This is a genomic window from Legionella oakridgensis ATCC 33761 = DSM 21215, from assembly GCF_000512355.1.
Classification (GTDB): domain Bacteria; phylum Pseudomonadota; class Gammaproteobacteria; order Legionellales; family Legionellaceae; genus Legionella_A; species Legionella_A oakridgensis.
This window is the reverse complement of sequence record NZ_CP004006.1, coordinates 2,128,125-2,148,490: the sequence shown is the minus strand read 5'-3', so window position 1 is coordinate 2,148,490 and position 20,366 is coordinate 2,128,125. Positions and strand designations below refer to the sequence as shown.

Sequence of the window (20,366 nt, the reverse complement as noted above, 5' to 3'; positions counted from 1 at the left end):
ACACTGGTTTTGGGGATTACTTGGCACGGCTGGTGGTGTTGCCTTGCTTGTTTTGTCTTTGACTGGTATTACTGTTTCATTGCCCGTATTGATTGCTATCGGAGTGGGTAGCATCGCGCTTTCTTTGCTGCTAGGCGCAGAATCCTATTATGAAGCCATAAAAAAACTTTTCAAAACCAAGGCATTAACGATGGATACGTTGTTTGCCATCAGCACATTGACGGTGATGATTGTTTCTGTTGCTGCTTTTTTCTTTCCTTGGTTACCCATGATGTTTGAAGCCAGCTTGCTAATTTTTGGATTCCGTCATCTTGGGATAGCCATTGAGGAATCCATCAAACAAACCATTGATGCAGGCAAGCATTTTAAAGATCGAGTTCCTAAAATGGTACGCCAGCTGGTTGTTGAAACGATAAAACATACCCCATTAACAATGATAAAACCTGGTGACGTAATTTTAATCCAGCCTGGTGAAATTATTCCTGTTGACGGTGTTTGTGAGGGAGAAGAAAGCCAGGTTTTTGAGACCATTGTAACAGGCTCAACGTTGCCACGGCCAATTAGGCATGGAGAATCATTGCTTGCTGGAATGGTTTTGGCCGAAGGAGCGTCGCCACTTCGTTTAAAAGTCAGTGCTGCGGTTGGAGATTCTTACCTGGCTCAACTGGATGCTCAGATCGCGCGCACCAATTTTGAGAAAGCCCCATTAGAAACAGCCACGAATAAAATTTTGCAATATTTTATTCCAGCTGTGATTTTGTTTGCCTTGATTTCAGCCACGGTCATCAGCTTTTTCTTTCCAATGGCATTGGCTATTAAATGCGCGGTAGCTGTACTGGTATCTGCTTGCCCTTGTACCTTGGGATTCATAACCCCCTTGGCCGTCAAAATTGGGATGAATAAAGCAGCAGAGCATGGTGTACAGTTTAAAAGCGCTAAAACCTTGCAGGAAGCGGAACAAATAGATAGCGTTGTCTTTGATTTAAATGGCACATTAACCACTGGGGTTCCTTCAGTACGTCATTATGAAGTTATTGCTGATAGTGGTTTGACTGCCAATGAGTTAATGGCTTATGCGGCTGTTTTGGAACAACATTCACAGCATCCTGTTGCCAAGGCAATTTGCAAATTTGCTAAAAAACATGACGTTCGCATCGCCAGTGATGTCCATATAACGGAGGTGGATGCATCGAATCATTCTGGTTTAAAAGCAAGAATTAATGGTGAATTATACGTCATTGGCAACGAAAATATGATGGATGAACAAGGTATTGAGACCCAGGATTTGAGGCTTGCAAAAGCACCAGAAGGCGGTGATAGCATGATTTACCTTGCTCGTGATCGTAAGGTGGTAGGCTATATTTTACTATCTGACCCTCTCCGTCATAATGCCCGTCATGCGGTGGATTCTCTTAAGGAATTGGGAAAACAAGTTTATATTTGCACCGGCGCGGATACGACAACAGCTCGGCGTTATGCCAAGTTACTGGGCATCCCGACTGCCAATATACGCGCTGCTTGTGTTGGCTCATCCAGTATTCCAGTGAATGATAAGGAAGCCTATATTAAACAGCTGAAGCAGCAAGGACGCCGTGTTGCCATGATTGGTGATGCAGCAAATGATGCAGTGGCAATTGCGGCCAGTGATTTTGGCATCGCCATTAAATCACGCCATAGTGATGAAGTGACCCAGCAACAGGCAGGAGCCGTCATTCAAAGCGGATCATTATTGCCAGTGGTAAGTGCATTTGCTGTGGCTCAGCAAGCCGTAAACAACATCAAGCAAAATTTGCTGATGAGTTTAGGGTATAATCTTGCTTCCATGCTGATAGCTGGCGGATTGCTGTTGGCGATTGGTGTCTCGTTGAATCCTGCAGTGGGTGTGGCTTTAATGATTTTGCAAAGCAGCCTGTTGTTGCTGAATGCTTATCGTTTCAAGCAACAATCATTAAAACATTTGCAGGCAAGCGATGCGGACGGGATGGAACAAACTACGCTAAGCAGTTATCGCCGCTTACACGCCAGCATGCCAACTCATGGGACTCGAATACAGCGTGATGCACTTTTGGAAGAAGAGCAATCTCCTGACGAGAGAAGGCCATTGACCAAGAGCATGCGCCCATGCATTGAACCGCCGGGTGTATCAATAGGTCAGCCTGGTTTTTGTTAAAGTATTGCACTTAACGGTTAATGGTAATGCTAATATTCCCAGCGTTTTTAATGGCATCAGGTTTGCTGACGCGCACACTTAACTGACTGACAGGAAATTCGTTTTTTATCAGTTGCGCTATTTTTTCAGCAACCGTTTCAATTAAATTAAAGCAATTGGATTCTACGAACGTGGTAATACGCTGGCAGAGTTGATCATAGTCAATCGTATTGAATAATTCGTCATTGCAGCTTGAACAATTGATTGGAATGCTGATGTCTATCAGTAAACGCTGCAAGATGCGCTGCTCCCAAGCATGTATTCCAATATAGGTGGAAACATAAAGCGATGAAATATCAAGAGAATCCATGTATGTATTCATCCTAAAAGAAAAAGACATAGGCAAGAGTAACGTGATTTCAGGTTCAGGTAAAATTGAATGTTGTGGTTTCTCGCTCTCCAATGCCATGTTCTGCACCAAGTTGGGTGACTGCTTCTTCGAATGCAGCAATTCGGTGGTCAAACAGGCCTGCCCCGGATTTGCTTGCAAGTGGATTCATACGCCATGCACCGACTTGATCTAAATGGGGTAAATCCATGGCGGCATGCTCCCGGGATGCAGGTCGTAAGCTTTTGGATGTTGTATGGTGTTCAAATCGCTGTTCGTCTTGCTGGATTTCCTGCTCTCTTTCCGGGCTAATGGCCATGATTTTGGGTGAGTAAATAAAGCCCAGCACACGCAACTTAAACACCAGTTTAAATGCTCCCCAATAAGTCAGTTTTTCATAGTCATTATCTTGTGGATTTTGCAAGGTGCGTTGATATTCTGTTGGAGACAGCATGCGGATTTGGCTTAAGTTCGAACGAACATACACCGTGCCATCCTGGCCTTGTATCAACAAGGGCTGAGTTTGACGTTTGCTGTAATCAATTTCTGGTAAAAAGGCTAAACCTCCATAATCTTGGGAACGGCGTATTTCGCCAGTTGTTCTGGCAAGGTAAATATCCCCCAGTGAATTATCCATCCCATTGATCAGCATGTTACTGTTTTCTGCATTATCACGTTGTAGATAAGTGCCATCACCATAGGCAACATTATCTTCACGAATCATGCGAAATGGTTTGTCTGCGGATGTGTAGGGCGCGTGTCGTTCCGGTTGAAAAGGATCAGTCACGGTTACACCATCGGAATTATCTTCATTGTGCATGTTGTTGATTAAAATGCTTCCCCAAACGCCAAATTGTTCGGGCATGCTTTGGCGAAGCCTACCGATACGGCTTATATGGCCTCCAGCATAATGATCGGAATAAAAATGCATGGCGAACAAATCCTGGCCAATGGCCAAGGCATGATAGCGATGCATGAGTTCATTGTATAAGGTTTTATTGTCTTTAATTTGTTCTTGCAGCTTGAATGCTGCTGGATTTAAACGACTCTTCTGTAAGGCATCGCGCAAGGCTTGTGGTATCTGCTCATCCGTTTCTCTAACGCTTCCATTAGCCAGTTGTTCGCAATAAAAGGCCAGCTGAGCGTTTTGCAAAGCAGTGTGATGTCCAACAATATAAGCGCGTGCTGACCAGGGAGCAAAATGCGCTTCATTTTCATTTAATTTTTTACCATAATCTTTCACGGTCCAGCTATATACCAATTGCTGAATTAGGCTATTTAAGGAACTAAAAAAGGAATATAAGTCCGTTTTTCAATAGCATAAATACGATCAACATCACGCTTTTTAACGGAAGGGGAGGCTAGATCGCTATAGGCACTATGGAAGGCAGCATTTTCACCAGGTAATACTGGTTCATGAAATAGTTGTTCATTTTCTGCCACGACGTTACGATGTCTGGGAGGCAGTTGCAATTGTTTTCCCCAACCAGGAAGCGTGTAGTAATCACCGGCTAAGGCGATAACGTCACCCGCGCTTAATTCCAAATCAAGAGGTACTGGTATACTGTCAATGGTTTGCATCATCTTGATAAATAGTTTATTTTTTTCGGATGGAGACAAATCATCGCTGCCGCGTAAATAAGGATTTTCCACTTTTTCTACTCTGATTTGATCGCCTGCAGCCTTATGTTCATAAGTTTCCATCGGGTATACTCTAAGCTAATTTAATTCATTAATTTTACTGAATTTATCTTAAGAACGCATTAAGTATATTTTTTATTCGAAATACTGCGCTTCATGCTGGACAAGCAATTAAAAAGGCAGCTTAGCAATATAAGCATGACAGTAATGAATATTATGTTCATTTAAGTTTCATTATGTATTCTTTATAATAAATCCATACTGAATTTAATCTATCCAATCATGATGAGCATACGAGCATGGCTGACGAAGAAGTAAGAGTTATTATATATGCTAGGTGATCCAGCAATTGAATTTACCATGCGTGCATTATCGGCTAAAGAAAAAGGAAAGAATCACAAAGTGGTCGCTTTATCTTTGCCATTTGATGAAGAGCAACTTGCGCAACATTGGCTAACCTTACAAAATGCAGGTCAATTAAAATTTAATGTCATTGGCATGGTAAGGTAGGTGCAGTCAGTATTTTTGGTCAAGATAACAAGGAATACAAGTTAGAGTATATCGTGGATGTGCTGCGTATAATTCACGATATTAATCCTGCTTGTACTGAAGTTGCAAAAATTAATTTGCTTGCTTGCATGGGAGGCAAAGGGGCAGATGATGAGTTAAATGGCTTGCTTTATTCAACGGCAGAGCACTTAGCTGGCTTGTGTCGCAGATCTTTTGAGCGAGTGAGTCCCTGTATAGTTTTCTTATCAAAGCGCGCATCTTCTTCAAGTTGTTTTTGAACGGCAATGTGGTGTTTGACCGTTGCTTGCAATTCTTCCACGATTTTTGTTAATGCTTCACGGGCTATCGATAGTTTTTCCTGAGTTAAGGACATTTCAGACAGTCGTTTTTTATTCCGTTAAAAGAGGTTGTGCGTCTGTCTAAGTGCTTTACTCACACGGTCAAGAAGGGCAGTGATATCCAGAAGTTGCAGGTTAGCGTCAATGCTTCATTGGTTTTCAAGCCATTGATGAAGGTATTGTTTGGTATCATTTAAGACTTTGATGAGTTGTTGGTAGAGTGGTTCAAGCAAGGCGTTCTGGCCAGCTTTCTGATAACGTTCCAGGTATTGGCAAGCGTACTTTATTTTAATAGTTCCAAGGTAGACGGCGCCACCTTTCATTTTGTGGGCTAATTTTTCTACCGTTGTCCAATCGTGTTCAGCGTGTGCTTTTGCAATGGCTGCGATATCGTTTGGAATTTCCTGTTCCGCCATGATGTGTAGTATTTGCCGCAATAAGTCTTCATTGCCAGTGTTTTGCATGGCGGCATCTTCGTCGAGAAGCGAGTATTTATCAAGCATAAATAGTTCTTCTTCCGTATCGGGTAAATCAAGGCCTAGTTTACCTTCGGTCTGAGCGACAGGATTTTTTAGCCTGTTTTCATTAATGTCTTTGGGTAGTTTAACAAATTGTTGCAGAATGCTTTGGGTAAGTTCTAAGGTAATGGGTTTTGAAAACACTTCATTCATCCCCGATGCAAGACATTCTACTTTGGCTTCCTCGCGTACATGGGCGGTTAATCCTATGATGGGCACCGGTTTTTTATGAGAGGCAGATTCCCATTCACGAATCAACCGTGTTAATTGATGACCGGATATGCCTGGAAGTCCAATGTCAGTGATGATGAGGTCGAATTGGTTTGATAGAGCAAGCTTTAGAGCACGCTCTCCATCCATGGCGGAAGTATATCGACAACCTATCTTGAAGATAAACGTTTCAGCAATTTTTAGAGCTATGTGATTATCTTCCACCAGTAAAACATGAGGTGCTTCTGACGGGAGGGATTGGTGTTCATTGAATTTAAATTTTTCTGATACAGTGGTTGTATCCTTAACTTCATATTCTTCTTGCTCTTTAATGAGAGGAGTGGATTTACTATGTTTTCCCTCACCTATTTTAAAGGTTAAGTTGAAATAGAAGGTTGTGCCTACCCCTTCCTCACTGTCTAGCTTAATTTCTCCACCCAATAATTTCACATAAGATTGGGCGATATGTAATCCGATACCGTGACCGGTATAAATGCCTTTATAGGATGGATTGACACGAAAGAAGCGGTCAAAGACACTTTTTTGCATTTTTTTAGGAATCCCAATGCCTGTGTCTTCCACTGAAAATCTCAATTGTGCTTGCTCGGAGGTCTGCGTGATGCAATGTACTCCAATTGTAATCCCACCTTTTTCGGTAAACTTAATGGCGTTGCCTAAGAGATTTAACAAAATGCGATGAATTTTGGTGCGGTCACTGAGGATGTATGGTGGAACGCTTTGGCCTATTACAATGTTTAACTCCAGCCCTTTTAAAGTCGTAGAAGGGCGCTCTAATTGTACTAAATCGTAAAGGCATTGTGGCAGATTAAATTCTTCTTCATGAATGTCTTTTTCTGAGATGTTATCCGATGATACAACATCCAGAATTCCATTTAATAATCCTAATAATTGTTCGCCGCATTCATTAACCCAAGCCGCATATTGTTTCTGGTCGGCATTCTCAACCTGTTCTTCAAGAAGCTCGGACATGCCCACAATACCGCTTAAAGGGGTGCGAATGTCATGGCTCATATTCGCTATGAATTCTGTTTTAGCATGGCTTGCTGCTTCGGCTTTTTCTTTGGCATCACGAAGCTCTTTCTCCAGATTTTTTTGTTTAGTAATATCAAGAGAGATACCAAGAACCCCTATAATATTATTTTTTTATCTCTTAATGGCACTTTTTGTGATAAATAGGTACCTAGACCATTTGCCATGAGAGCCATCTCTTCTTCAACTTGAGGTTGGCCAGTTTCCATAACAAGATTATTTATGCGATTTAATTCTTCAGCTTGATCTTTCCAAGGTAAGTCAAAATTTGTTTTACCAACAATTTCTTCTCTAGAATTTAATTGCGCATTCTTGGCTTGCAAATCATTGCACCCTAGGAAGACATTATTTCTATCTAACCAATATACATGACCGGGCATAAGTGCGATGATGCTTTCATAATATTCTTTTTGTTTATTCAGTTCAGCGAATAGACGTTTTTGTTCAGATTTGAGGTATTTCTTTAATTCCTCAATCTGTTTTTCCTGCTTATTAATTAGCTTAATTAATTTTTCCAAATCGTTTGTTTGCATGTAGGTACGCAAAATATATCTAGGTCATTTAATTATAGGTTAATAAATAGTACATTATTCATACAGTTAATATGACGGATAAGGTGGCAATAATAAGGTGGCAATAATAAGAAGGGATAGAGTATAAAATAAAAATTATAGCCATAAATTGGGCTAATTGTGCTATCATTCGCTCCCTTTGTTAGTTATCTTGTCGCTGGGGCTTAAGGAGAGATTATGGCAAAAGTTCGAGGCTCAAAAGATGGAAAAATTATAAAGGCAAGTTTTAAAGGTCAAGCTAAATCCTTATTTCCAACATTAAAACAAACAAAACTTCTAGTTCTTTTAAGCATCATTGGAAATGAATTTTGTAGTGGTAATTATCTTAGATCGATTATTCAAACGGCTACATTTACCCATGAATTTACGACATTTCTAATCGCTGACGAAGTATATTGGCATAATTTAAGACGGGATTTTTCAAAAGAAGAAGAATTGGCCTTAAAAAGAAAGGCCATAGAAATGGGTGCAGATTATTTTGAAAGAAACTTGGAGCATTTCCTTTTTCCACTTGGGATAACTAAGGAAGCGTTTAATGAGCAGCATGCCGATAAAAGCATTCATAAAAAATTGTCTATCTTAAACGATCTGGCCATGAAACATTCAAACTATGAAGTAATCTTATGGAATGATTGGCTAAATAAAAATCATGAATTCCAAAGTATAAAAAAGCCACTCATAGATTTATTTGAAAAGGAAAAATCTCTTAAAAAGAGTATTGAACAAATGGCTAGTAATTTCGCAAGCCGTCACCAAACTGATGATAAACCATACGATCTCTTAATGAAGCGATCATGCAGTTATTTGGTAGAAGAAACACCGGGTGTCATTTGGATTGCGGCTTCTTTAGGTTATCATTTTATTGGTTATCCTGGGGAAATGATTAAACCCTTCAAAGCAGCTAAGGAATATTTTATAAGAGAGACGGATGATCTCGCGGTTAATGAATTTGGTATTTACGTTGATGAGCCAAAACTACTGGTAAATTGGCTAGAAATTACATTTCAGCGTTGTCGTGAAAAACAAGAAAAATCCTCTATAGCAGAAGATCATGCATATTCAATCACTTCTGAAATTTTAAAAGGGGTAACTCAAGGGATTTTTTCTCTAGAGATCGATTCAGTCTCAAAAGTTAAGATGCTGGTTGATGTTATAGAAGAATATCAGTCGCGCAAAGCGAATGTATTAGAAAATGTGCAGAAAGAGCATCAAGAAATGACAAACCCAGGGTTTGATATTCAGAAAATAAATATTTAAATTTTTAGAGAGAGCCTTACGTAAAAATGCGTTATTTGTGCGCGCATTTAATTGTCTTATTTGGTTTTCTTTTTAACAGTATACTTAAATGGTAACTCCCCACGTCATCCGGAGTGCAGCGAGGGATCTGCCTGCAGTGGCACAATTTTTAAAGTAGCGATGGATACAAATCGTTCCATTCAGGATTCAATGCATTAATCAAATCATGCTTCTTTTTTCGAGACCACCCTTTGATTTGTTTTTCTCGCTCAATAGCCATGACGATGCCTGAACAAACTTCAAAATAAACCAGTCGATCCACATTGTATTTTTGGGTAAATCCAGCCACCAGTTTATTTTTGTGTTCATAAACACGGCGTATCAAATCATGGGTAACACCGGTATACAAAACATTATTGTGTTTATTGGTCAGAAGGTAAACGCAAGACTCCGTATGCATATACTATTCCTTGCTCTGTTGGACTGTATTGTTATCTCAGATTCCTGATAACACAGGGATAGTACCAGAAAATATAGATTGGATGGAACTGATAATGCTTAATCCTTGTTTACGGATCGTACTGATAAATCCTCGGATACGAGCAAATTGTTCAGCGCCTTGAGCGGTCCGAAAACCACCGGATATTTTTGTTTGCATTTCATCATTCGTAAATCACGCTCAGCATCATTATTGGTAAATGGAACTGCCAGATCATGAAGAAACCGTAAAACGTCTTGTTTGTAATGAAATAAACGCCACAAGAGGTTGTGACCTGTCCGTCGAGGTTGTCGACCCTGTTTGCCTTTGCATGGCAATGGCGGCAGCGTTTCATGATACGCCAGCCCATCTCGAATAATCTTCTTGTAGATGTTGGTCAACCGCTTGATGCGAGCAACAGGTATTGCATGATGTGCATTAAAATGACGACAGCGAAGAGCAACACGTAATAGTCGGGTCATAGCCTGTGCCCATGGTTCTTTGTCATGCTCGGTTATTGCTTTTAATTCATGCAAGTGATGCTGGTTGCATAGGGCATGCTCCACACCTCCCAAATTGTAATAACTTTTCCAGTGATCATGAATGACGGTACCTGAAAGGTCATCCAGTAATGATTTTCGTTTTGGAGATATGTGATAATAAGTTGCCGTTTTAGTCGATGCCACATGCAACCATTGTGTTTTTCCGGCCACACGAAACCCTGTTTCATCCAGGTTTTTTACGGCAGCAGTTTTGACTGCAGACAATACCGATTCTTCAAATGATGCCAATGTATCAAAGGCAATCCGGTTATATCCAGTCCGTGTTGCAGTAGCCAGTTGAATTCCGTACAGGTCATAAAACAACTGTTGCATCCTGTCTTCTGGAATAAAATGCTGATATTGATAAATGCTGCTGTTATCGTTTTATTACAGCACTCGCAATATTTTACTTCAGCCTGATGTTCCGTGACTTCAATTTTGGGTGGTGGAATATCAAAAACCTGGCGCTTCACAATTCCAATCACCGGCGTTGAAACTAATGAACCATAACAATCCGGGCATGTTAGCAATACATGGTTTTTGACAATATCTGGTGATTTAATCTGTTTTAACGTTTCGCCCTTGTGGCCTTTTGGGCCACCACTGTTACGTTTCCCATTTTCACGTAGTGATGTCGTACGGCGTAGTTTGCCTAACCCGTCACTTGAGGGGGGCTTTGAGCTGTTGCTGCTATTCTTGTTCAGTCGTTTTTCCAGCTCTGCTATTCATGCAGCTATTTGATCATAACCGCATAATTTTTCAAGTGTTTTTTACATTAATTTAATACGTGCCAATTGCTGGAGATCCCTCGCTGCACTCGGGATGACGTGGGGAGTTACCTTAAATTTTACAAGTGCCAGGTTTACTTCAATAATAGCCTCTGTCTCAGAAGTGTCGAGATCGTCTGGAACAACCAATTCAGAGATAAGATCACCTGTTTTTTGCATGAGTTCTTGATATTTGGGTGAATTTTTAGGGGTGGTAGCGCTTTAATTGTCCTTGTTATTTCCCTTACTTTTGCGAAAGTATCAATGATGACTAATGTTACTTCAGTTCCTTTTTGGTTTTTTAAGATGTAGCTAGCATATATAAACCATGTTCTGTAAAGGCTTTTGGCAGAACAGTAGAATGTTTTCTTAAAAATGGATGCCAGGCGTAGAAAACACAGAAAAGGGTTAAAGAGGTTATTTGCAAGTTATGCTGACAAGTATGGTGCTTCCTGAGTTTGTGATGAAATTATTGATTATGGCCAATTTCATGGAATTTAAAATGGCAATCCAGGCTTTACCAAGGACTAACCCTGGTAAAACATAAGAGCTCATAGGTGATATTCTGTCTTATTGTTGGGATATTACCGCAGGAGGTCATGGAGTGCTGGCTGAATGATTAATGACCCGGGCTATATTCGGAAGAAATAAAATAGCCATTTAAGATTTCATTAAATTCTTGCATATCATGATCAGAGAGGGTTGGTTTATTCATTAAATCTAGCATCCGTTCTAATTCCTCTGTTCGGAACGTGACCATCAAAGGAAGATTGCTTAACGCTTCAATGACTTTTTGTTGATTTAATAGACCATTATGTCTACAAATTTTTTGATAGTTTTTAGTATCTAGCATGTCTGCTTGCTGCAAATGCTTCATAAAATGAAAGGCCCCACTTCCCAAGGTGCTGACGACGCGCATATCCTCTAAATTGTGGTAATTAATCAGTGATGCATTGTGTAATAACAAAACATTTTTAGCGAAAATGTTCGCTTGTTGAGGGGAGTGTTCAAGCAGTTCAAAATAATCCCCTAACACGAGATGCGCCGCAGTCAGTTTTTTGGTGCCCTCGTAAATTTTATCGATGTATTGTTTTTGTCTTAAAAGAATATCGACCACACCCGGATAATAGAGGTCATGTTCTAATGTTAAATTAAGTAGGTCAATGGCAGTACTCATCTGAGATGCTGAAAGCGAGCTTGAACTTAGTTTCTCTACTAAAGTCGTAGCACTATAAGCATTCTTTTGAAGATTAATGATCAATTGTGAAATTTTGAAGGATTGCTCAGGATATTTAAGCATGAATTCAAAAGTAGCTAAATCAAGGGCGCTTGCCTCACTCAGCTTGCGTGTGCTTTGTGCTATGGTTGATTCATGTTTTGCAGCATTAAATAAAATCTTCAATGACAAAGAGTCAGGGGCAATGCCTACTTCTTTTGTCAATTTTAATAAATGGGCAAATCCACCAACATCAGCAATATTAGCGGCAATGCTATTTATAAGCTCATCCGTTAAGGAGACTCTAAGTTCTTTGCACACTTTAAACAAAGCAATCAGACGGTTACCATACCGAAGATTTGCTTCAAAAAGTTCAACCATTCGATGATCATGCCCCAAGTTTAATTTATTCAACCGGGTAAGAAAATCAGTGATTAGTGTCGTTTTTCCTTCTTCACCTTTATCTGCATCGGGGGCTAAGCTTTGCATAATCATTCGAGTACTTATAGCGTCAGGATTATCGCCCATTTATGTCCTTAAAACAATCTATAAGATTAAATATAACACAACGAACTATTTTTGTAACTCCCCATGTCATATGGGCATTTGCTGGAGATCTCGTTACGCTCGGGATAATGTGGGGAGGGTCCTGGGTGAAGAGTCATCAAGATAAAATATTAACAGGAAAAAAGAATTTAAAATACAGTTTTTCACTTGCTGATGTCACCTCATTTATGGTTACCAACCAGTAATTTCAAAAAATTCACACATTAATATGCCAACAATCAACCTGTGTAATTTTATATCATATAAAAATATGGTCTATATTCTTAAATAATAATCACAGTGACTTATTTGTGTTCATCTTTCTGTGAGGAGATGCATGATGGGTGCTAGCCGAGACGTTGTTGCAAGACAGATTGCCGAACTTAGAGATTATACAGATACTGTTGCAGCGGTTCATTTATTAAAAGAAGTTGCAACCAATGGAGCCGTAGTAACAGTAGGGGCAGCAAAGGAAATTATTGCAGTAGAAAACTCAAAAAAAGAGCCTAAGATTGGAAATGTCGTAAAAGCAATTTTAGCAAGAGCAGGTAAGCCGGGAGAAGATAGAAATGAATGGACAGATAAGGAAGGCAAACCGCATCTTGAAGCCGCAATTACGATTGGGGGTGCTGTCTATACGGTCGATTTAACCTATGATGGGATAAGAGGCGATAAACAAGAATATACGGTTAATATCACCAGCAAATTAGCGGCAGACGTTGAAAGAGGGAAATTATTTTTTAATGAAGGCCATACTGCCACCGTTAAATTATTATACGATGAAGAAGGTGATCTTCGTGCAGTAACTCAGAAAGGATTAGCTGTTGATACAACCTCTTTTGTTCCTTATGCCTATCAAAATGAATCATTAGCTAAATTTTGCGACAGTCTACAAGCAGGAAGTGCACAGCGGTTAGCAGTCATGGGAACAGGGTCAGGTAAAAGTATTATTATGGGAGGGGTTGCCCAAGCGATTGGACGCACCGTGATGATTGTTCCCGATCAGACATTGGTTCAACAACAAATGCTTGAAACACAAAAAATGCTTGGTGCAGGGGAGGTCCATGGTACTAAGCATACTCCTAGCGTTTTCACTTTGGAAACTCTTAAAACTCAGGTTGATGTTGCAGATTGGGAGCATTTAACTGAGGAAGAGATTCAGGCGGTCAAGGAATATTTTAATAAAGTTATTACAGGTACTGTGGATGGCGAAAATTTTGATCAAGTTGTTTTACAAGCTGAACATCCCTTATTCAAAATGATTGCGAGCGAAATAAAAGATTCTATGGTGTTAATTGATGAAAGCCATCGCCATACCTTTAATGAAGAGGATGTAAATATTTTACAAGGGTTAAAAGACCGTAATTCAATTTTGGCATTAACAGCAACACCAACTTCCAAATTGTATGATATTTTTCCAGGTGATCCTGTGGATGATTTAAGCCTTGGAGCTGCAATTGAATTAGGAACCATTCGACCAGTTAAACCAGAAGTAGCTTACTTGGAGGAGGGAAATCTGATTGATCAAGCTGTGCTTCATTACTTTGATGATTATTATCTTACAGAAGGGATGAGTGGGTATGCTGATCCGGTTGAATTAAAGAAACAGATCATGAAAGAGCATAGTGACATGGAGAACTCTGAGGCAGAAAAAATGGCCATTGAGCAAGCTTTAAAATTGAACCGTATCCGTGCTCAACGTAATATGGGTTTTTCTGACGATAAAAGAACCCGTGAAGAATTAGCTTCCGTCTATCAGAGCCTTGCAAATGGAGACCGAGATACTCTTGAAAAGTACCAGGATAGGGTTGCAGCGCTCAGACAACAGTCTGAATTCCAGGCAAGACTGCAATTGGCCCAGGCATTTAATCCAGACGTGGAGGCAGAGGAGGTACGTCGACAAACTCTTCCACAAGCGGTGGATTTAAAAAGAGATATCGATGAAGCACAACGAGCAGACATTCAAAGAACGATCAATAGTTTTGCTCTTGCATTGGTGTTGAATGGGAAATTCACAGATTTTGCTGAAAAAGATAGAACCCATACACTGGAGGATTACTTAAAAGAATGTGATATCCATATTCAGAAATATAAAACGGGAGAACAGGCACAGATCCCTTCATTATTTTTGAGAAAGTTACAAGAATGTGAAGGAAAAGATAGGGCTAAATTAAATGAATCCCTAATAAAGTTAGGAGCACCGATTTCTAAGTTGCCTCCCGAACAAAGAGACATCATTGCTCATTTAATTTTGGACAGAGCAGAAGCAATGGTGACCAATATCAAATCTTCAAGACCCATCACGGAGCTTGTAACTCGGCCTGTGCCAGTGGACTTGATTGCATTAAAAGCAACCGAAAATTATGCCGGTGCCGTTGATATGAGCACTGAGCAATCTATCATTGATGCACAGCTTGCTCAAATCGAGGTAGGACTGAGAACGCATATTGTAGCGGATCAAGTGATTGCTACAGGCGTGAGTATCAGAGATATTTTGAATGTGCAGATAATCAATACTTATTCGCCAGTGATTGAACCGGATATCAATGCGATTAACGGCATCTTGTCAGGACCTCAGGCTGCTGGCCGTTGTGTAAGGAATAAAGATGTTTCGGCCCGTGCTCAACAATACATTGACCAACGATATGAAGGTAAAGATCTAATTCTTACAGTACATGATATCATTGATCCTAAACAATCAGCAGTAAAAGCAAAGGCAGTGGCAGAGAATAGGGAAAGACAAGCTCAAATAGAAACTCAACAAGTTACCCTTATACAAAGGGTGGTAAAAAGTTTTCAATCTGCTCGGTTGAGATTGTTTAAAGAGTTGCCTGTACAAGTTGAGAAACTTGAGGAAGGTTTGAGGTTAGCCCAAGTCCAATTAGAGAGTATCGTGGAAAGTTTAGGAGTGAAAAGGGAGGCGTTGGCGCGTTTGCTTCAAACTGAACATCCAGTGGTACCAGAAAGAAGCGATGGAGAAGCTATTGTTGATGACGTCGAAAAAGATATAAAAATAATGGAAGAAAGACAAACCACACTTGTAAAAACAATAGAGAAAGGAGAGTCACTCTTGCAAACAATGAATGCTCAAGCTCGAACAGGAGAAAGTTTAGGCGGATCAGGTCCACGAGCATGATGAATCGAGAGGCTGAGTGAAAAATAAAACCAAATGTAAATATTGATCATAAAGGTATGATCTTGCCCTGCGGAAGGCGATGGAACCACAGCAGTCTATTAAATTTTTATGCTAAACTTTAATTTTTTATATGGCGTGGTTTTTATGATCGATGTAAGTGAGTCACTGTTTATCCGCAGTTTAAACAAGAAGAAGGTGGAGCGGACACCGGTATGGTTGATGCGTCAGGCAGGACGGTATTTGCCCGAATATCGGCAGGTACGCAAAGAGGCCGGTGACTTTTTAAGTTTATGCAAAAACCCGAAATTAGCCTGTGAAGTTACACTCCAGCCCTTACGGCGTTTTTCTCTGGATGCAGCCATTTTATTTTCTGATATTTTGACTATTCCTGATGCGATGGGATTGGGGCTTTATTTTGCTGAAGGAGAGGGGCCGGGTTTTGCAAGACCCATTCGTGGTCCTGCTGATATTGAAGCGTTGCCAATGCTTAAGGCAAAAGAGGCGTTGGGGTATGTGATGGATGCAGTCCGACTTATTCGTCAGGAAATGCCTGCCGATTTGCCTTTAATTGGTTTTTCCGGCAGTCCATGGACGCTTGCTTGCTATATGATAGAAGGACGTAGTGGTCGGGATTTTAAAGAGATTTTACGATTTATGTATACTGATCCTGCTGCAACGCACCAATTGCTGCATAAATTAACATCCGCTGTTACTGACTACCTGCAAGAGCAAATACAGGCTGGCGTGAATGCCCTCATGCTTTTTGATACTTGGGGTGGGATTTTGACTATGGCCAATTATCAGGATTTTTCCTTAAATTATATGACTATGATAGTCAAACAGTTAAAGAATAATCATCCGGAGATTCCCGTCATATTATTTACAAAAGGCGGAGGGCAATGGTTGCGGCAAATGGCTGAGTCAGGTTGCGATGCTTTGGGTGTTGATTGGACGTGTGATCTTGCTATAGCGCGTGCCCAAGTGGGTGAATCTGTAGCCTTGCAAGGTAATCTTGATCCAGTTGTGTTACTGACTTCACCGCAATGCATTCGTCAGCAAGTGAGAGAAGTATTAGCGTCTTATGGCCAAGGGTCTGGGCATGTATTTAATTTAGGTCATGGCATAACGCCTGATGTTCCTCCTGAGCATGTGGCAGTCTTGGTTGATGCTGTTCGTGAGTATAGCCCCGAATATCATTGATTAAGGCATTGAGAATTATGATCATCAAAAGCTCATTCACACCGGCCTGGTGGTTGGCTAATCCCCATGCGCAAACGGTGTATCCCACACTGGTTCGCCGTTTAATGGCACCCGTTGATCGTATTGAGCGATTTGAGCTTCCTGACGGGGATTTCATTGATTTGGCATGGGCTGTGAATGGCTTGGGAACTGATGCTCCTTTGGTAGTGCTGTTGCATGGATTGGGAGGCAACATGAACTCTACTTATGTGGGGGGATTGATGCATGCGTTTAATCGTTGTGGCTGGCGTGGCGTGTTAATGCATTTTCGTGGAGCAAGCTCGGAGCCTAATCGCTTATTGCGTGCTTATCATTCCGGGGATACTGGTGATTTAGCGTATTTTATAAAAACGCTTGTGCAACGAGAACCTCATACAAGAAAAGCACTGGTAGGGATTTCTTTGGGAGGAAATGTTTTATTAAAATGGCTTGGCGAACTGGGCAAGCAATCTTGGATCCAAGCGGGAGTTGCTGTGTCTGTCCCTTTTCAGTTACGTTTGGCGGCAGATCGTATGAATCGAGGGTTATCGCGTATTTACCAGGCTTATTTATTAAGAGAGATGCGTGTTATCTTTGCCCGCAAATTGCAAGAACATGCCAGTAAATTTTCTCCCATATTAAGAGATATAAAGCATATTGATACATTGCGTTGTTTTTGGACGTTTGATGATTATATAACGGCTCCTCTACATGGGTTTACGAATGTTCATGATTATTATCGCAAGGCAAGTTCACGACAATATTTGCCTGACATTGCAACGCCTACCTTAATTATTCATGCGCTGGATGATCCTTTCATGACTTCGGATGTTTTACCGAAAGCCAGGGAATTATCTCCTTACATCATCTTGGAACTCAGCCACAAAGGCGGTCACGTCGGCTTTATTAGTGGCAGCATCCCCGGCAGGCCTATTTATTGGCTGGATCAGCGCATTCCTGACTATTTACGGACTTATCTAGATTAGGGTGTTTGCCTTTCACGGCTTTGCAACATGAAAATAAACCGATCCTAGACGGATTTAAATTTTCGACTTAACTGGATGGCCATTTCCAGGGATTGCTCATAATTCAAACGAGGATCGACTAAAGTATGATAGGCATGTTTTAAATCGTCAGCTGCCAATCCTCTTGCTCCGCCAATGCATTCGGTTACGTTTTCTCCCGTCAATTCAAAATGCACGCCGCCAAGGTAACTTCCTGATTCTCGATGAATTTTGAAAGCTTGTTGAAGCTCATGCAAAATGTTGTCAAAATGCCTGGTTTTGATTCCTTCCGTTGTGGTTTCTGTGTTTCCATGCATGGGATCACAAGACCAGGTAACCGGTATTTGGGTTGCCCTGACGGCTTCGATCAAAGGCGGAAGTAATCTTGCAATATCATTCGCGCCCATACGACTTATAAGCAATATCCGTCCTTCTTCTCGTTGTGGATTAAGGATATTTAACAATTCACTAATCCATTCACCCGTCGCTGTAGGACCTATTTTAATCCCTATGGGATTCTGCACGCCCCGTAAAAACTCAACATGAGCGCTATTGGGTTTGGCCGTGCGCATACCTATCCATGGCAGGTGAGTAGACATATTATACCAAAGGCCATCATGCGTGTGGCGTGTTAATGCTTGTTCATAATGCAGATGTAAAGCTTCATGGGAGGTATAAAAATCCACGTTGCTTAAGTTGCTGTTACGGAGGCCATCGATGGATTCGAGAAAATCCATAGAGTCCGCTATTGAGCGCACAATGGCGTGATATTCTTCTGCTTGTGTTGAATGTTCAACAAAACGTAAATCCCAGCGTTGAGGGTGATGCAAATCGGCAAAGCCGCCGGCAAGAAGAGCACGAATAAAATTCAGAGTCATGGCAGCGCAACTGTAGCCTTGCAGCATGAGTTTGGGATTGGGCATCCGGGCTTCAACGTTGAACTCCGGGGAATTAACCAGGTCACCTCGGTAGCTTGGCAAGGTAATGCCATTGATGGTTTCGTAATCCGATGAGCGTGGCTTTGCATACTGGCCAGCGATGCGTCCAATACGGATAACGGGTTTACGCATGCCGTAAATCAGTACCAGACTCATTTGTAAAAGAATTTTAAGTTTGTTGCTGATGATGTCTGCGCAGCAATCCTGAAATGATTCAGCGCAATCACCACCTTGTAAAATAAATGCTTCCCCACGTCCGGCTTTGGCAATGGCGGTTTTCAGGTTCTTAATTTCTCCATGGCTGACTAATGGTGGCAGTTGGCTTAGTTGATCTACGACGCGTGCCAACTGGGTTTCATCAGGATAGCTGGCTGCTTGTTCGTATTGGTATTGAAGCCAGGAGGTTAAAGACCATTCACCCATGAAAAACCTATTATTGTTTTGATAAAAATCCAAGTATGCAATGAATGAACACTCACTGCAAGCAGTTATCAGGGTTTAGTACAATGAGTGATACCTTAATGAAGGAAACCCTCAATGGTTAGGCCTTTTATTGGATGCCAAACCAGCCACCCGTATCACCGCCAGCCCAGCACTCGATGTTTTTGCAGGATGCAATTTTTTCTGAACATAATTTTTTAAATGATTCAGCTTTGCTGATATCCTGATTTTGATAATGTTCAGGTTGACAAATACGGTTAAGATATTGACCTTTGACACGGATTTGACCCATAACATAAATGGTAGGCGACACAGAATAAACACCGGATTGGTGTGAATAGCAGGCAATATAACAGCCTGGTTTTTCTGTATAACTGTTATCGGTTGGCAGCCATTTTTTTTCTGCACCCGGGTAAGGGTGATTGATCACCGTACTTTTATCCTGGCCAATCACATAAACAGGAAATGGAGAAGGTAACAAACCCATTTCAGTATCTTTTGAGATGAGTGATGCATCATTTGCAAACGCAATAGAGACACATAAAGCAGATATTAACCATCCTATGAATCTGTTCATGGTAATTCCCATTGAATGTTTTTAAAAGGTGTATGCGCTTAGTATAGACTGCTTGGATAAATATGCATAAATTATGCACATAATAAGCAATGGTTGTTATTTCGGAAGCAAATAATGGAGAAAAATTATTTTTAGACTTGATTTCCGAATGGTTTGCCCCTATTTAACATGCATTCGTGCTTTTGGGTTTTGGAGTTTACATGAGTGAAAAAAGAACAAAAGATTGGAAAAAAATGAGAGAAGATACTGCATTGCAAGATGAACAAACACTTGATGAGTTCTTGAATGATACAGAAGAAGCAGAATCAGGCAGTAGTGCACTTGAGCATCCATCTTACCCTGAACTGGAAGAAAAATTAACTCTTGCTGAACAAAAAGCTCATGAAAACTGGGAGAAATCAGTAAGAGCGCTTGCGGAACTGGATAATGTGCGTCGACGGGCAGAACGAGATGTGGCGAATGCCCATCGTTATGGTTTGGAGAAACTTGTCCAGTCTCTTCTGCCTGTTGTAGACAGTTTGGAGCAGGCTTTACAGCTTGCCAGTCAGCAAGCAGATTCGTCTATGCGCGAAGGGCTTGAACTGACCATGAAATTATTCCTGGATAGTTTGCAAAAATATAATGTAGAGCAAATAGACCCTCAAGGCATGATGTTTGATCCCCAAATGCATGAGGCAATGTCAATGCAAGAATCAGCGGATGTGCCTGCGAATACAGTTTTGGCTGTGTTCCAAAAAGGATACAAGCTTCATGACAGAGTCATTCGTCCGGCTAGGGTGATTGTTGCCAAGAGCAAATAAAACAAACCAAGGGATGTCGCTTGAAATTAACGCAAACATCCCCATATTTAAGGTATTGCGTGATAACCTACAGATTGGAGCAAGAATAAAA

General features: G+C 40.9%; 19 protein-coding genes and 1 pseudogene. 7 read left to right on the top strand and 13 right to left on the bottom strand.

From position 1 onward, the window contains the following. Window positions 1-43 precede the first annotated feature (43 nt). Window positions 44-2,170: a heavy metal translocating P-type ATPase gene (locus LOA_RS10405; protein ID WP_052335940.1), complete on the top strand. Its 2,127-nt coding sequence runs from the start codon at window positions 44-46 to the stop codon at window positions 2,168-2,170. Between the two features lie 10 nt (window positions 2,171-2,180). On the opposite strand, the gene folB is transcribed toward LOA_RS10405, so the two are convergent. The 3 genes from folB to LOA_RS13845 are packed head-to-tail and all read right to left on the bottom strand — an operon-like array spanning window position 2,181 to window position 4,241. Further along, entirely contained in the window at window positions 2,181-2,519 is a 339-nt protein-coding gene (gene folB, locus LOA_RS10400) for a dihydroneopterin aldolase (RefSeq protein WP_025386291.1), read from the bottom strand. A 55-nt stretch (window positions 2,520-2,574) separates the two neighbouring features. Then, a complete protein-coding gene (locus tag LOA_RS10395; protein WP_052335939.1) occupies window positions 2,575-3,780 on the bottom strand; it encodes a hypothetical protein in 1,206 nt (401 codons plus the stop codon). 35 nt (window positions 3,781-3,815) lie between these two features. Further along, a complete protein-coding gene (locus LOA_RS13845) occupies window positions 3,816-4,241 on the bottom strand; it encodes a hypothetical protein (RefSeq protein WP_052335938.1) in 426 nt (141 codons plus the stop codon). Window positions 4,242-4,508: 267 nt separating this feature from the next. Here LOA_RS13845 and LOA_RS10390 point away from each other — a divergent pair, with 267 nt between their 5' ends. Beyond that, window positions 4,509-4,688, top strand: a complete 180-nt coding sequence (locus LOA_RS10390; protein WP_025386290.1) for a hypothetical protein — start codon at window positions 4,509-4,511, stop codon at window positions 4,686-4,688. A gap of 169 nt (window positions 4,689-4,857) precedes the next feature. On the opposite strand, the gene LOA_RS10385 is transcribed toward LOA_RS10390, so the two are convergent. From LOA_RS10385 to LOA_RS15445, 3 genes are all read right to left on the bottom strand, one after another. Then, window positions 4,858-5,061, bottom strand: coding sequence for a hypothetical protein (locus LOA_RS10385; RefSeq protein WP_025386289.1), 204 nt, complete (start codon window positions 5,059-5,061; stop codon window positions 4,858-4,860). A 114-nt stretch (window positions 5,062-5,175) separates the two neighbouring features. Continuing rightward, the gene (locus tag LOA_RS15450) at window positions 5,176-6,786 is read right to left on the bottom strand and encodes an ATP-binding protein (protein WP_238551226.1); all 1,611 of its coding nucleotides are present in this window, start codon (window positions 6,784-6,786) and stop codon (window positions 5,176-5,178) included. Between the two features lie 116 nt (window positions 6,787-6,902). Beyond that, window positions 6,903-7,337, bottom strand: coding sequence for a hypothetical protein (locus tag LOA_RS15445; RefSeq protein ID WP_238551225.1), 435 nt, complete (start codon window positions 7,335-7,337; stop codon window positions 6,903-6,905). A 216-nt stretch (window positions 7,338-7,553) separates the two neighbouring features. Between LOA_RS15445 and LOA_RS10375 the strand changes: the two genes are divergently transcribed. Then, window positions 7,554-8,633, top strand: a complete 1,080-nt coding sequence (locus tag LOA_RS10375; protein WP_025386288.1) for a hypothetical protein — start codon at window positions 7,554-7,556, stop codon at window positions 8,631-8,633. Window positions 8,634-8,781: 148 nt separating this feature from the next. On the opposite strand, the gene LOA_RS10370 is transcribed toward LOA_RS10375, so the two are convergent. The 5 genes and pseudogenes from LOA_RS10370 to LOA_RS10360 all read right to left on the bottom strand — a co-directional run bounded on the left by LOA_RS10370 (window position 8,782) and on the right by LOA_RS10360 (window position 12,143). Then, entirely contained in the window at window positions 8,782-9,072 is a 291-nt protein-coding gene (locus LOA_RS10370) for a GIY-YIG nuclease family protein (protein ID WP_025384802.1), read from the bottom strand. Between the two features lie 98 nt (window positions 9,073-9,170). Then, window positions 9,171-10,001, bottom strand: a complete 831-nt coding sequence (locus tag LOA_RS10365) for an IS66 family transposase (protein WP_274544680.1) — start codon at window positions 9,999-10,001, stop codon at window positions 9,171-9,173. A 32-nt stretch (window positions 10,002-10,033) separates the two neighbouring features. Further along, window positions 10,034-10,348 (bottom strand): annotated as a pseudogene (locus tag LOA_RS16265) (DUF6444 domain-containing protein); the annotation flags it as partial. 54 nt (window positions 10,349-10,402) lie between these two features. Further along, window positions 10,403-10,579 (bottom strand): hypothetical protein, encoded by a 177-nt coding sequence (locus LOA_RS14830; protein WP_174375508.1) that lies wholly within the window; start codon window positions 10,577-10,579, stop codon window positions 10,403-10,405. A 439-nt stretch (window positions 10,580-11,018) separates the two neighbouring features. After that, window positions 11,019-12,143: a hypothetical protein gene (locus LOA_RS10360; protein ID WP_025386286.1), complete on the bottom strand. Its 1,125-nt coding sequence runs from the start codon at window positions 12,141-12,143 to the stop codon at window positions 11,019-11,021. Between the two features lie 355 nt (window positions 12,144-12,498). On the opposite strand from LOA_RS10360, the gene LOA_RS10350 reads away from it, so the two are divergent. From LOA_RS10350 to LOA_RS10340, 3 genes are all read left to right on the top strand, one after another. Beyond that, on the top strand, window positions 12,499-15,297 hold the full coding sequence (locus LOA_RS10350) for a DEAD/DEAH box helicase family protein (RefSeq protein WP_237757967.1): 2,799 nt from the start codon (window positions 12,499-12,501) through the stop codon (window positions 15,295-15,297). Between the two features lie 144 nt (window positions 15,298-15,441). Continuing rightward, complete coding sequence (gene hemE / locus LOA_RS10345) at window positions 15,442-16,497, top strand: uroporphyrinogen decarboxylase (RefSeq protein ID WP_025386283.1); 1,056 nt, start codon at window positions 15,442-15,444, stop codon at window positions 16,495-16,497. Window positions 16,498-16,514: 17 nt separating this feature from the next. After that, window positions 16,515-17,501, top strand: a complete 987-nt coding sequence (locus LOA_RS10340) for a hydrolase (RefSeq protein ID WP_025386282.1) — start codon at window positions 16,515-16,517, stop codon at window positions 17,499-17,501. Between the two features lie 44 nt (window positions 17,502-17,545). Here the strand turns inward: LOA_RS10340 and LOA_RS10335 are convergent, their stop codons facing one another. Together LOA_RS10335 and LOA_RS10330 are read right to left on the bottom strand one after the other, a co-directional pair. Next, window positions 17,546-18,880, bottom strand: a complete 1,335-nt coding sequence (locus LOA_RS10335; protein WP_025386281.1) for a 3-deoxy-7-phosphoheptulonate synthase class II — start codon at window positions 18,878-18,880, stop codon at window positions 17,546-17,548. Between the two features lie 127 nt (window positions 18,881-19,007). Next, window positions 19,008-19,475, bottom strand: coding sequence for a hypothetical protein (locus LOA_RS10330; RefSeq protein WP_025386280.1), 468 nt, complete (start codon window positions 19,473-19,475; stop codon window positions 19,008-19,010). 200 nt (window positions 19,476-19,675) lie between these two features. Between LOA_RS10330 and grpE the strand changes: the two genes are divergently transcribed. Next, window positions 19,676-20,275 (top strand): nucleotide exchange factor GrpE, encoded by a 600-nt coding sequence (gene grpE / locus LOA_RS10325; RefSeq protein ID WP_025386279.1) that lies wholly within the window; start codon window positions 19,676-19,678, stop codon window positions 20,273-20,275. The last annotated feature ends 91 nt before the right edge of the window (window positions 20,276-20,366 follow it).

Coding starts and splice junctions, on each gene's coding strand:
- folB (WP_025386291.1), bottom strand. CDS start 2,519: ATGGATTCTCTTGATATTTCATCGCTTTATGTTTCCACCTATATTGGA.
- LOA_RS13845 (WP_052335938.1), bottom strand. CDS start 4,241: ATGGAAACTTATGAACATAAGGCTGCAGGCGATCAAATCAGAGTAGAA.
- LOA_RS10390 (WP_025386290.1), top strand. CDS start 4,509: ATGCTAGGTGATCCAGCAATTGAATTTACCATGCGTGCATTATCGGCT.
- LOA_RS10385 (WP_025386289.1), bottom strand. CDS start 5,061: ATGTCCTTAACTCAGGAAAAACTATCGATAGCCCGTGAAGCATTAACA.
- LOA_RS15450 (WP_238551226.1), bottom strand. CDS start 6,786: ATGAGCCATGACATTCGCACCCCTTTAAGCGGTATTGTGGGCATGTCC.
- LOA_RS15445 (WP_238551225.1), bottom strand. CDS start 7,337: ATGCAAACAAACGATTTGGAAAAATTAATTAAGCTAATTAATAAGCAG.
- LOA_RS10375 (WP_025386288.1), top strand. CDS start 7,554: ATGGCAAAAGTTCGAGGCTCAAAAGATGGAAAAATTATAAAGGCAAGT.
- LOA_RS10370 (WP_025384802.1), bottom strand. CDS start 9,072: ATGCATACGGAGTCTTGCGTTTACCTTCTGACCAATAAACACAATAAT.
- LOA_RS14830 (WP_174375508.1), bottom strand. CDS start 10,579: ATGCAAAAAACAGGTGATCTTATCTCTGAATTGGTTGTTCCAGACGAT.
- LOA_RS10360 (WP_025386286.1), bottom strand. CDS start 12,143: ATGGGCGATAATCCTGACGCTATAAGTACTCGAATGATTATGCAAAGC.
- LOA_RS10350 (WP_237757967.1), top strand. CDS start 12,499: ATGATGGGTGCTAGCCGAGACGTTGTTGCAAGACAGATTGCCGAACTT.
- hemE (WP_025386283.1), top strand. CDS start 15,442: ATGATCGATGTAAGTGAGTCACTGTTTATCCGCAGTTTAAACAAGAAG.
- LOA_RS10340 (WP_025386282.1), top strand. CDS start 16,515: ATGATCATCAAAAGCTCATTCACACCGGCCTGGTGGTTGGCTAATCCC.
- LOA_RS10335 (WP_025386281.1), bottom strand. CDS start 18,880: ATGGGTGAATGGTCTTTAACCTCCTGGCTTCAATACCAATACGAACAA.
- LOA_RS10330 (WP_025386280.1), bottom strand. CDS start 19,475: ATGAACAGATTCATAGGATGGTTAATATCTGCTTTATGTGTCTCTATT.
- grpE (WP_025386279.1), top strand. CDS start 19,676: ATGAGTGAAAAAAGAACAAAAGATTGGAAAAAAATGAGAGAAGATACT.